13 protein-coding genes are annotated in these 11,996 nt (G+C 70.5%); 1 reads left to right on the top strand and 12 read right to left on the bottom strand.

Features of this window, described 5'->3' with window-relative positions:
• Positions 1 to 27 precede the first annotated feature (27 nt).
• Positions 28 to 372: a LysR family transcriptional regulator gene (locus IFR11_RS12955; RefSeq protein WP_055839982.1), complete on the top strand. Its 345-nt coding sequence runs from the start codon at positions 28 to 30 to the stop codon at positions 370 to 372.
• 91 nt (positions 373 to 463) lie between these two features.
• Here IFR11_RS12955 and IFR11_RS12950 read toward each other — a convergent pair whose 3' ends face one another.
• The 12 genes from IFR11_RS12950 to IFR11_RS16225 form a co-directional block, all read right to left on the bottom strand.
• Entirely contained in the window at positions 464 to 2,104 is a 1,641-nt protein-coding gene (locus IFR11_RS12950; RefSeq protein ID WP_191916422.1) for an ABC-F family ATP-binding cassette domain-containing protein, read from the bottom strand.
• Positions 2,101 to 2,610: a hypothetical protein gene (locus IFR11_RS12945; RefSeq protein ID WP_191916421.1), complete on the bottom strand. Its 510-nt coding sequence runs from the start codon at positions 2,608 to 2,610 to the stop codon at positions 2,101 to 2,103. The genes IFR11_RS12950 and IFR11_RS12945 overlap by 4 nt, the downstream gene beginning before the upstream one ends.
• Positions 2,611 to 2,684: 74 nt before the next feature.
• Complete coding sequence (gene xerD / locus IFR11_RS12940) at positions 2,685 to 3,614, bottom strand: site-specific tyrosine recombinase XerD (protein ID WP_055939282.1); 930 nt, start codon at positions 3,612 to 3,614, stop codon at positions 2,685 to 2,687.
• 1 nt (position 3,615) lies between these two features.
• Positions 3,616 to 4,194 (bottom strand): NUDIX domain-containing protein, encoded by a 579-nt coding sequence (locus IFR11_RS12935; RefSeq protein WP_055839970.1) that lies wholly within the window; start codon positions 4,192 to 4,194, stop codon positions 3,616 to 3,618.
• 1 nt (position 4,195) lies between these two features.
• Positions 4,196 to 5,893, bottom strand: a complete 1,698-nt coding sequence (locus IFR11_RS12930) for a CTP synthase (protein WP_055839967.1) — start codon at positions 5,891 to 5,893, stop codon at positions 4,196 to 4,198.
• Between the two features lie 130 nt (positions 5,894 to 6,023).
• Positions 6,024 to 7,721, bottom strand: coding sequence for a DNA repair protein RecN (gene recN / locus IFR11_RS12925; protein ID WP_191916420.1), 1,698 nt, complete (start codon positions 7,719 to 7,721; stop codon positions 6,024 to 6,026).
• A complete protein-coding gene (locus tag IFR11_RS12920) occupies positions 7,718 to 8,638 on the bottom strand; it encodes an NAD kinase (protein ID WP_055939285.1) in 921 nt (306 codons plus the stop codon). Before IFR11_RS12920 ends, recN begins: the two co-directional genes overlap by 4 nt.
• Positions 8,635 to 9,435, bottom strand: coding sequence for an SAM-dependent methyltransferase (locus IFR11_RS12915; RefSeq protein ID WP_191916419.1), 801 nt, complete (start codon positions 9,433 to 9,435; stop codon positions 8,635 to 8,637). The genes IFR11_RS12920 and IFR11_RS12915 overlap by 4 nt, the downstream gene beginning before the upstream one ends.
• Positions 9,432 to 9,602, bottom strand: coding sequence for a hypothetical protein (locus IFR11_RS12910; protein ID WP_191916418.1), 171 nt, complete (start codon positions 9,600 to 9,602; stop codon positions 9,432 to 9,434). The genes IFR11_RS12915 and IFR11_RS12910 overlap by 4 nt, the downstream gene beginning before the upstream one ends.
• 19 nt (positions 9,603 to 9,621) lie before the next feature.
• Positions 9,622 to 10,659 (bottom strand): HAD-IIA family hydrolase, encoded by a 1,038-nt coding sequence (locus IFR11_RS12905; RefSeq protein WP_191916417.1) that lies wholly within the window; start codon positions 10,657 to 10,659, stop codon positions 9,622 to 9,624.
• Positions 10,656 to 11,498: a hypothetical protein gene (locus tag IFR11_RS12900; protein WP_192040471.1), complete on the bottom strand. Its 843-nt coding sequence runs from the start codon at positions 11,496 to 11,498 to the stop codon at positions 10,656 to 10,658. Before IFR11_RS12900 ends, IFR11_RS12905 begins: the two co-directional genes overlap by 4 nt.
• Positions 11,495 to 11,996: hypothetical protein (locus IFR11_RS16225; protein WP_206755305.1), on the bottom strand; the 502-nt coding region annotated here is incomplete at its 5' end. The genes IFR11_RS12900 and IFR11_RS16225, both read right to left, overlap by 4 nt.

Below are 11,996 nucleotides of genomic sequence, written 5' to 3'. Positions count from 1 at the left end.
GCCGCCGAACACGCGAGAATGGATGCCATGAAGCTCGAGCACCTCGTCCGGTTCACCGCCCTCGCCGAGGAGCTGCACTTCCCCCGCGCGGCGGAGAAGCTCCGCATCCCCCTCGCCTCGCTGTACACGACGATCGACAAGCTCGAAGAAGAGGTGGGGCAGCCGCTCGTGTCGCGCACCCCGCCCACGCAGCTCACCCCCGCGGGCCAGTTGCTCCTCACCGAGGCCCGGCACCGCATCGCCGACGCGCCGCCCGCGGCTCCCCGCCAGAAGGCACCCGGCGGAGGCAAAGCCAAAGCGTCGAAGGGAAAGGGCCGCGCCCCCATCGTGAAGGGCGAGCCCAAGCCGTACAAGAAGCGCCAGGGGCGCTGACCCCCGCCCTCCCCACGCATAAACGCTGATCCTGCACAGAAACGCGCTGTCTGAGCGTTTCCGCGCAGGATCAGCGTTTATGCGGGGCTTCCTACAGCTCGGTCACGACCCCGGCCTCGACGCGCCAGCGCCGGTCGGTCTGCACCGCGGCGAGCATGCGCCGGTCGTGCGTGACGAGCAGCAGCGTGCCGGTGTACGACTCCACCGCCTGCTCGAGCTGCTCGATGGCGGGCAGGTCGAGGTGGTTGGTCGGCTCGTCGAGCACGAGCACGTTGACGCCGCGGGCCTGCAGCAGGGCCAGCCCCGCGCGCGTGCGTTCCCCCGGCGACAGCTGATCGACGGGGCGGGCGACGTGATCGGCCTTGAGCCCGAACTTCGCCAGCAGCGTCCGCACCTCGCCCGCGTTGAGCTCCGGCACGAAGCCCTCGAAGGTCTCGGCGAGCGGGCGCTCCCCCACGAACAGCGAGCGCGCCTGGTCGATCTCGCCGATCTCGACGCTGGCGCCGAGGCTCGCCGAGCCCTCGTCGGGCGCCTGACGACCCAGGATGCCACGCAGCAACGTCGATTTGCCGGCACCGTTGGGGCCGGTGATGCCGATGCGCTCGCCCGCGTTGACCTGCAGCGACACCGGGCCGAGGGTGAAGTCGCCCTGCCGGAACACCGCGGCGGACAACGTAGAGACGACCGAGCTCGACCGTGGCGCCGTCCCGATCGTGAACTCGAGCTGCCACTCCTTGCGAGGCTCCTCGACCTCGTCGAGCCGCGCGATCCGGCTCTCCATCTGTCGGACCTTCTGCGCCTGCTTCTCGCTCGATTCGGCCGCGGCCTTGCGGCGGATCCCGTCGTTGTCGGGTGACTTCTTCATCGCGTTGCGCACACCCTGACTCGACCATTCGCGCTGGGTGCGAGCCCGCCCGACCAGGTCGGCCTTCGTCTCGGCGTACTCCTCGTACTTCTCCCGCGCCTGTCGGCGCACCGTCGCCCGCTCCTCCAGGTAGGCGTCGTAGCCGCCCCCGTACACGCGGTGGGAACTCTGCGCCAGGTCGAGCTCGAGCACTCGCGTGACCGAGCGCGCGAGGAACTCGCGATCGTGGCTGACGAGCACCACGCCGCCCCGCAGCCCCCTCACGAACGTCTCCAGTCGCTCGAGGCCGTCGAGATCGAGATCGTTGGTGGGTTCGTCGAGCAGCGCGATGTCGAACCGCGAGAGCAGCAGCGCCGCGAGCCCCACGCGCGCGGCCTGCCCTCCCGAGAGCCCGGTCATCTCGGCATCCGGTCCCACCTGCAGGCCGAGGTCTGCCAGGACCACCGGCATCCGCTCGTCGAGATCGGCGGCGCCACTGGCGAGCCAGCGTTCGAGCGCGGTGGCGTAGGCGTCGTCGGCCCCCACCGCATCGGGATCTCCGAGCGCGGCCGCGGTGGCGTCCATCTCGCGTGTCGCCTCGGTAGACCCGGTGCGGCGGCCGATGTACTGGGCGACGGTCTCGCCGGGCACGCGTTCGTGCTCCTGCGGCAGCCAACCGACGAAGGCGTCGGCCGGCGCGAGGGTGATCGACCCGCCCTGCGGCTCGTCGACGCCCGCGAGCAGACGCAGCAGCGTGGACTTGCCCGCACCGTTGGCCCCGACGACCCCGATCACGTCCCCGGGGGCGACGGTGAGGTCGATGCCGTCGAACAGGGTGCGGTGTCCGTGGCCTCCGGCGAGGCCCTGTGCGACGAGCGTTGCGGTCATCCCTCTAGTCTCTCAGGGCCCGGACGTCTCACCGCGAGCGCGGTCGCGGCAGAAGCAATTCGACGATCGTGATCGCGTTGGATGGGCCGAGAGATCGTCAGCGCGCCGATGGCGATGAGCAGAACCGGTGCGCACGCGGCCACCCTAAGAGGGATGCGGCTCCAGACATCCCCGTCCTCGGCGAACGCGAAGAGGACGAACCACCCCCAGCCCACGGCGAGAAAGGTCGCCGAGCTCGCGGCGATACTCGCCGCCCCCGGGCGCAGCCGGTGACGCACCGCCGGGACCCTCAGGCATACCCAGACCACGACCAGCGTGCCGCCCACGAGGGTCGCCGCCGTGAGCATCCCGGGCACCGCTTCAGACGGCGACGTCGTGACGAATGAGACGATGTCGACAATCGGATGCGACAGCACCGCCCACACGCCAGCCGCCAGGACGACGGCGATGTACAGCAGTGACAACCACCACTTCCCCGGGTCGTCCCTCGTTGCGACGGTGGTCATGCGCTCACTCTCGAAGGTCGGGCGCACCGAGGCGCGGATGCTGGGGCAGAACCAGTATGCCGATTTCGCCCCCGTCACCGCGCCCGCGGATGCGACGTGGCATACACGTCGCGCAGCGCGTCGACCGTGACGTGCGTGTAGATCTGCGTCGTGGCCACCGACGCGTGGCCGAGCAGTTCCTGCACCACCCGCACGTCCGCCCCACCCTGCAGCAGGTGCGTCGCGAACGAGTGCCGCAGCGTGTGCGGCGAGACGTGCGCGGTGAGTTCGGCGCGCTCGGCGGCGGCCTGGATGATCAGCCAGGCGCTCTGTCGCGACAGCGGCGCCCCGCGCACCCCGAGGAACAGTCGCGGTGTGGCGCGTCCCCGGGATGCCAAGCCGGGACGCACCCGCGTGAGGTACGCCTCGATCGCGGCACGCGCGTAGGAGCCCACCGGCACGATGCGCTCCTTGTCGCCCTTGCCGCGCACCCGCAGCAGATCGCCGTGGGCCGTGTCGTCAACGTCGAGCTGCACGATCTCCGACACCCGCGCGCCGGTCGCGTACAGCAGCTCCAGCAGTGCCCGATCCCGGATCGCCGACGGTTCCGCCGCTGAGGCGTCTTCGGTTTTCGGTGCGGGACCCGCGGCATCCAGCAGCAGGTCGACCTGCGCGATGGTGAGCGCCTTGGGCAGACGGCGGGGTGCTTTCGGGGGCCGCAGTCGACCCGTCGGGTCGTCGTCGGCGCGCCCCTCACGCACGAGGAAACGGTGCAGTCCCCGCACCGACGACTGCAGGCGCGCGAGCGACGACGACGCGGGAGGAGGTTCCGCCGACGCGCGTTCTGCGGCGAAGTCGGCGATGAGAGCCGGCGTCACCGCATCGATCGTCGTCACCCCTCGCTCCCGCAGCCAGGCGACGTACACCGTCAGGTCGCGGCGGTACGCGGCGGACGTGTGGTCCGAGAGCCCGCGCTCGAGCGCGACGTGGCGGAGGTAGGTCTCGACCGCGCGCTCGAGCTCCACGTCAGGCCGACGCGGCCTCGCGGCGCAGCACCTCGGCCGCGGCGAGCGCGCCGGTGGCGAGGATGCCGTTGCGCAGGCGCCCCGACAGCACGCCGTCGATGACATCGGCCAGCGGCACCCGCTCGACGCGCATGTCGGACTCTTCGTGCTCCCGCTGGTAGTCGGTCTCGACCGTCGTCAGTCCCCGCGCGAGGAAGAGGTGCACGACCTCGTCGTTGCCGCCGGGGGTGGTGTGCATCGACACGAGGTGCTGCCACCGCGACGCCTCGAGGTCGACTTCTTCGGTCAGCTCGCGCTTCGCCGTCTCGAGCGGGGGTTCGCCGGCCACGTCGAGGAGTCCGGCCGGGATCTCCCAGTCGCGTTCCTTGATCGGGTGCCGGTACTGCTGGATGAGAACCACGCGCCCGTCGTCGTCGATGGCCACCACCGCGGCCGCTCCCGGGTGGGCGACGTACTGACGGGTCATCTCGCCGTCGCCGTAGCGCACGGTGTCGGAGCGGACGTCCCACACCGCGCCTTCGTAGACGAGCTCGCTCGAGAGCACCTCGAGCTCGACGGATTCGTCGCGCAGTTCTTCCACGTCAGTCCTCCTCGACGTCGAACAGCTCGCTCGAACGGTGACGGTCGAGCGCCGCCGCGACCAGGCCGCTGAACAGCGGGTGGGGCTCGGTCGGGCGCGAGCGCAGCTCGGGGTGGGCCTGGGTGGCGATGTAGTACGGGTGCACGTCGCGCGGCAGCTCGACGAACTCGACGAGGTCGAGGTCGGGGTTGAGGCCCGAGAACACCAGACCGGCGTCGCTCAGCTGCTGGCGGTAGGCGTTGTTGACCTCGTAGCGGTGACGGTGGCGCTCCGAGATCTGCGACTGCCCGTACAGGTCTGCGGCGAGCGAGCCTTCGGCGAGGGCGGCCGGGTACAGGCCCAGGCGCATCGTGCCTCCGAGGTCGCCGCTCTCGAGGATGTCGACCTGCTCCGCCATGGTCGCCACGACGGGGTGGACGGTGTCGGGGTCGAACTCGCTGGACGAGGCACCCTCGAGACCGGCCATCGTGCGCGCGTACTCGATGACCATGCACTGCAGGCCGAGGCAGATGCCGAGGGTGGGGATCCCCTGCTCGCGCGCGAAACGCAGCGCGCCGAGCTTGCCCTCGATGCCGCGGATACCGAACCCGCCGGGCACGATGATGCCGTCGACCGCCGCCAGAGCCTTCTCGGCGCCCTCGGGCGTCTCGCACAGGTCGGACGGGATCCACGTGATCGTCACGTGGGTCTCTTGGCCGAAGCCGCCCGCCTTGATCGCCTCGGTGACCGACAGGTAGGCGTCGGGGAGGTCGATGTACTTGCCGACGAGCCCGATGGTGACTTCGTGCTTGGGGTTGTGCACCGCCTGCAGCACACGCTGCCACCGCGACCAGTCGACGTCGGCCGCCTTGTCGAGGTCGAGCGCGTCGACGATGTAGGCGTCGAGACCCTGATCGTTGAGCATCGAGGGAATGTCGTAGATGCTGGGCACGTCGATCGCGTTGACGACCGCGTCTTCGTCGACGTCGCACATGAGCGCGATCTTGCGCTTGTTCGACTCGGTGACGGGACGGTCGCTACGCAGCACCAGGGCATCGGGCTGGATGCCGATGGAGCGCAGCGTCGCGACGGAGTGCTGGGTGGGCTTGGTCTTCTGCTCGCCCGACGCGCCCATGAAGGGCACGAGCGAGACGTGCACGAAGAAGACGTTCTTGCGGCCGAGCTCGTGGCGGATCTGGCGTGCCGATTCGATGAAGGGCTGCGACTCGATGTCGCCGACCGTTCCACCGATCTCGGTGATGATCACGTCGGGCTGCGGGCTCTCACTGGCCTGCAGGCGCATGCGGCGCTTGATCTCGTCGGTGATGTGCGGAATGACCTGCACCGTGTCGCCGAGGTACTCGCCACGGCGCTCGCGCGCGATGACCTGCGAGTAGATCTGGCCGGTGGTGACGTTGGCCGCCTGGCTCAGCTCGATATCGAGGAAGCGTTCGTAGTGCCCGATGTCGAGGTCGGTCTCGGCACCGTCATCGGTCACGAAGACTTCGCCGTGCTGGAACGGGTTCATCGTTCCCGGATCGACGTTGAGGTACGGGTCGAGCTTCTGCATGACCACGTGCAGGCCTCGCGCCGTGAGGAGATTGCCGAGGCTTGCCGCCGTCAGGCCTTTTCCGAGGGAGGAGACCACTCCTCCGGTGACGAAGATGTGCTTCGTCGTGAAGATCTTGTCGTCTGAATGTCCCGCGTCCGAAGTCTGCATCACGGGCTTCGATCCTATCAGTCAGCTCGGTCGATGGTTCTCGCGGATCTCATCCGCCTCGTTCGGGAGTCTCGCACCACCCTCCGACATCCGCATCACCGCAACGTGAAGATCGTGCGGCGAGCGCGCGTCACCGAACGGAGCGTCCCGTTTGCAGCAGCTCCCGGGCGTGGGTGAGGGCGGCGTCGGAATCGCTCAGGCCCGACAGCAGGCGAGCCATCTCGGCCTCGCGTTCCGCGCCGTCGAGTCGCCGGACACTGGATGCCGTGACCGCACCGTCGTTGCCCTTGACGACGGTGAGGTGGTTCCCGGCGAAGGCGGCGACCTGGGCCAGGTGGGTGACGGCGATGACCTGCGACGACTCCGCCAGCCGTGCCAGCCGGCGGCCCACCTCGATCGCCGCGGCACCGCCGATCCCGGCGTCGACCTCGTCGAAGACGAACGTGGGAACCGGGTCGACTCCGGCGATGACGACCTCGATGGCGAGCATGACACGGCTGAGCTCTCCGCCCGAGGCCCCGCGCGATACGGCTCGCGGATCCGCGCCGGGGTGCGGAGCGAGCAGGATCGTGACCTCGTCGCGGCCGTGCCCGGCGGGAACGGCGGGGGCGACCTCGACCGTGAGCCGGGCGTCGGGGAGCGCCAGAGCGTGCAGCTCCTCGGTCACCGCGGCACCGAGGCGCGCGGCGGCGTCCCGTCGCGCGGCGCTCAGGTCTTCGGCGGCCGCATCCAGTTCGGTCGCGGCCGCGTCGCGCTGCGCGCTGAGGCGTTCGATCCGGTCACCGTCGTCGTCGAGTTCGACCAGACGGGCCGAACCCGTCTCGAGCAGCGCGATCGCGGCATCCACCGATCCGTGGGCGCGAACGAGACCCGCGAGCACGCCCCGTCGCTCGTCCACGGCCGACAGCTCATGCGGACCGGACTCGTCGAGATCGGCGAGGTACCCCGACAGCGCCACCGACGCGTCGGTGGCGCGGTAGCCGAGATCGGCGACCTGCTCTCCGATCGCCGCGAGCGCGGCGTCGCTGCCCGCGATGCGTTCGAGGGCTCGGCGCGCCTCGGCGAGCAGGGTGACCACGTCAGGGGTGCCGTCGTCGTTAGACAGCGCCGCGTGCGCGGTGACCGCCGCCAGGCGCAGTTCCTCGGCGTTCGCCAGACGCTCCGCGCGCCGAGCCAGTTCGTCTTCTTCGCCTTCGACGGGGGCAGCGGCTTCGATCTCGGCGATCGCGGCTCGCAGCTGCGCGGCTTCTCGGGCGCGATCGTCGCGATCGGCGGTGAGGGTGGTCAGCTCGGCGTCGAGGGCGCGCCAGGTGTCCCACGCGCCGCGGTAGGCGGTGCGGGCCGCCGTCACCGGGCCGCCGCCGAAGCGGTCGAGGGCGTCGCGCTGTGCCGACGAAGACTTCAACCGCAGCTGGTCGGACTGCCCGTGCACGACGACGAGATCGTCGGCGAGGTCGGCGAGAACACCGGCCGGAGCGGTGCGTCCGCCGACCGTCGCGCGTCCTCGTCCCTCGCTCGAGACGGTGCGACCGAGGTACAGCTCAGCGCTGCCGCCGCCCACCGGTTCGACGTCACCGCCGGCCTCGCGCACGCGGGAGGCCACGGGGCCGTCCTCGGGAACGAGCCAGACGCCCTCGACCGTCGCCTGCGCCGCGCCCTTGCGCACGGCGCTCGAGTCGGCGCGCTGGCCGAGCAGCAGTCCGAGACCGGTGACGACCATCGTCTTGCCGGCGCCGGTCTCGCCCGTGATGGCGGTGAATCCCCGTCCCATGGGCAAGGTGGCGTCGGCGATCACACCGAGATCGCGCAGGCGCATCTCTTCGATCATGAAGGTCCCCCCGCCACTCCCCGCCAACCCGTCACGGGGAGGTGGAACTTGCGCACGAGGCGATCGGTGAAGGCGGCCGGGTGCAGCCGTGCCAACCGCACGGGCCGGGACGACCGGCGCACGACGACACGCGCACCCGGGGGCAGGTCGTGCGAACGGCGACCGTCGCACCACAGGATGCCGCTGCCGCTCGTGCGCTCCAAGACCTCGACCGCGACGGTGGCCTCGGGGCTCACCACGAGGGGACGCGCGAAGAGCGCGTGCGCCGACAGCGGCACGACGGCGATCGCCTCGACGGTAGGCCAGACGATGGGGCCGCCGGCCGAGAAGTTGTAGGCGGTCGAGCCGGTCGGAGTTGCGACGACGACGCCGTCGCAGCCGAACGACGACAGCGGGCGACCGTCGACGGCCATGACGACCTCGAGCATGCGCTCCCGGCTGGCCTTCTCGACGGTGGCCTCGTTGAGCGCCCACGTCTCGAAGATGACACGGTCGTCGGCGTCTTCGATCTTGACGGCGAGCGCGAGGCGCTCCTCGACCGTGTAGTCCCGGTCGATCACCCGACGCACCGCGTCGTCCATGTCGTCGCGTTCGATCTCGGCGAGGAATCCCACGTGCCCCATGTTGATGCCGAGGATGGGGGCCGTGCTTCCGCGCACCATCTCGGCCGCGCGCAGGATGGTGCCGTCGCCGCCGAGGACGATGGCGAGCTCGACGTCGTCGATGCCCACGTCCACACCCAGGGTCGCCACTCCCTCGAGGCCGAGGCGCTCGGCGAGTTCGGGGCGGTCCTCGGCCGAGACGACGGGAGTCGCACCCGCCGCGCAGATGGCCGTGATGATGCGTTCGGCGGCATGGACGGTGTCGTCACGGCGCGCGTGGACGACGAGGAGGATTCGGCGATCGCTGGGGGTCATCGGCTTCCGGTCAGTCGGGTCACGGTGCTCTCCCATTGTGAGGGCTCTGTGCCGTGGACGGCCGAGAACCACGCGACGTACTCCTGGTTGCCGTGGGTTCCGACGATCGGCGACGCGATGAGACCCGCGGTGCGCAGGCCCACGTCCCACGCGGCCCACAGCACGCCGTGCACGGCGTCGGACCGCAGAGCCGGGTCGGTGACGAGCCCACCCTTGACCGCGGTGCGGCCGACTTCGAACTGGGGCTTGATGAGCAGCACGACGTCGGCGGTCGGATCCATCGTCTCGACGATCGCGGGAAGAACATGGTGGAGCGAGATGAACGAGAGGTCACCGGTGACGATGCGTGGCCGCTCGTCGACCCCCGTCGCGGCGGCCAGAGAGGCGGCGGTCATGAACCGCACGTTATACCCCTCGACCGACACCACGTCCGGGTCGGACTCGACGACGGTGGACAACTGCCCGTGGCCCACGTCGACGGCCAGGACGGGGCGAGCGCCGCGTTCGCGCAGAACCTGGCTGAAGCCGCCCGTCGACGCGCCCAGGTCGACGGCGGCGACACCGTCCACGACGATGTCGAAAGCGTCGAGCGCCGCCAGCAGCTTGTGGGCTCCCCGACTGACGTAATGGTCGGATCCGGCCACGTCGATCACGCTGTCGTCGCCGACCTGGGTCGAGGTCTTGACGACGGGACGCCCGTCGACGCTCACGAGCCCGTCGACGACGAGCTGAGCGGCGTGCGAGCGGGAGCGGGCGAGCCCTCGGGCGGCGAGCTCCGCATCGAGACGGGGAGTCACGCCCGCCGCGCTGCCGGGGTGTCGGTCGGCGCCGACTCGAGGCGGCGCGCCAACTCGTCCTGTACGGCGGCGTAGGCCTCCGCGCGCGCTCCCAGCGGCTGCTCCTCGATCACCCGCAGGCGGTCGACGAGTTCGGGAACGGCATCGGGGGCGGAGCTGTCCGACATGGATGCCATGCTACCGACGTCAGCGCAGGCGGAACGGGTCGGCGTACAGCTGTTCGGGCACGCGGAAGCCGAAGATGGCGCGTCCGGAGTTCCAGATCGCCGCGGCTCCGGCGCGCAGAAGGTCGATCTGCCGATCGCCCTCTGCGACGATGCGCAGGTCGACACCGTCGACCTCGACGATCGCGTCGCCCACGCGGGTGCGTGCGCCCTTGACGATCGTCTCGGGATACGGCTCGAAGAGCTGGCGCAGATCCTCGACGATGTAGTCGGGACGCTGCGACGCAATGGCCGCGAGCACCTGCTTCGGCCGGTCGATCCCGGTCAGTACGAGCAGCGAGGGCATGCCCGCGGTCCGCGCTCCCTGGATGTCGGTGTCGAGTCGGTCTCCGATGAACAGCGGCGCCTGCGCCCCTGTCCGGGTGATCGCCTCGTCGAAGATCGGACGCTCGGGCTTGCCGGCGATCGTCGCCAGGCGTCCCACCGCCGTGTGCACGGCCGACACGAGGGTCCCGTTTCCCGGGGCGATGCCGCGCGCCTGCGGAATGGTCCAGTCGGTGTTCGTCGCGACCCACGGGATGCCGCCGTCTTCGACGGGGGTGGCAAGCGCGTAGGCGGCCTCCGCCAGGTGCGCCCATCCCACGTCGGGGGCGAAGCCCTGCACGACGGCCGCGGGTGCGTCGTCGGCGCTGCGGGTGACGACGAAGCCGGCCTTCTCGACCTCGACCACGAGACCCTCACCGCCGATGACGAGAAGGGTCGAGCCCGCGGGCACGAGGTCACGCATGAGCCGCATGGCCGCCTGCGGACTCGTCGTGACGTCGTGGGCGGCGACGCGGAGTCCGAGCGACGAGAGGTGCTCCGCGACCGATGCGTCGGTGCGCGAGGCGTTGTTGGTGATGTAACCGAGCCGGCGCCCCTCGTCCTGGGCCCGGTTGAGACTGTCGACGGCGTGCGGGAGGGCACCGGGGCCCGCGTACACGACGCCGTCGAGGTCGGCGAGCACGACGTCGATGCCGTCGAGCGGTGTCGACGCCGTCCGGCCGCGGCCGAAGATCATCGCGCGTCCTCGTCGGGGGCGGAGGACTCCGTCGAAGCGTCAGAGTCGGCGTCAGCCTCGTCGACGTCCACTGCGCCAGCAGAAACCGCATCGGCGTCAGCATCAGTGACATCGGCGTCGTCAGCGGAGGTGGAGGTGTCGCCAAGGTCTTCGATGTCGTCGAGGCCGAGGTCTTCTGTCGGGATGACCCCGGATGCCACGTCCACACCGCCCTCGTCGTCGATGAGTTCGATCTCCTCGACGACGATCACTTCGCGGTCGGCGACGCCCGCTGCGGCGTCGAGGGCGTCGGAGGCGATCTGTGCACGGCGTTCCCACTCCGCCGCTTCGGCGTCACGCCCGAGCTCCTCGAGCACCGCGGCGCGAGCGCTGAACAGCGCGGGGCTCCACTCGAACGCACGGTCGGGGTCGGCCTCGGGGATGTCGAGTTCCTGGAGCGCCCGTTCCGTTTCTCCGAGGTCCAGACGAGCACCGGACATCGCGATCGCGAGCTGCACGCGGACCGGGACCGAGAGCTTCGAGCGGTCCACCGCGCGGCCCTCTTCCAGCGCGCGATCGGGTTTGCCGACTCCTCGCTCGCTGTCCACGATGAGCGGAACCTGATCGTCGGAGCCCGTGATGCGACGGTGGGTGCGCAGCTCTCGCAGGGCGAGGGCGAAGTCCCCCACCGCATAAGCGGTGATGGCGACCGTCTCGCGGACGACGCCGACACGGCCGGCGCTCCGAGAGGCCGCCAACGCGTGCTCGTGCGCGAGCGCGGGGTCTTCGTCGATGAGACGCGCGGCCATCGCGAGATGGCGGGCGACGTTCTCGGCGTTGTCCTTGCTCAGCGTCTTCAACTCGTTGCGTGCCGCGCCCGGCAGATCCCAGGCCGTGATCTCTTCGGGGATCTCCGGACCCCGCTCGCGCCGGTCCTGCGGCGGACGCGTGGCACGTGCGTCGTCACGATCGAAGCGGCGGGGTGCGCCCGCACCGGGACGACGGTCGCCCGAAAAACGACGGTCATTCCCGCCGGCGAAACCGCGACTGTCGCCCTCGCGACGGTACGGACGATCACCGTCACGCGGCGGACGCGAGTCATTGTCACGATGGTAAGGACGATCGCCATCACGCGGCGGACGCGAGTCATTGTCACGACGGTAGGGGCGGTCGCCGTCACGCGATGGACGGGAGTCACCCGAACGGGGCGGACGTGAATCGTTGTCGCGACGGAACGGGCGGTCACCATCACGCGGCGGACGCGAATCATTGTCGCGACGGTAAGGACGGTCACCGTCACGCGGCGGACGCGAGTCATTGTCGCGACGGTAAGGACGGTCACCATCACGCGGCGGACG

The organism is Microbacterium sp. CFBP 8801 (assembly GCF_014839455.1).
In the GTDB taxonomy this organism is placed as follows: domain Bacteria; phylum Actinomycetota; class Actinomycetes; order Actinomycetales; family Microbacteriaceae; genus Microbacterium.
This window is presented reverse-complemented; position numbering and strand designations above follow the sequence as displayed.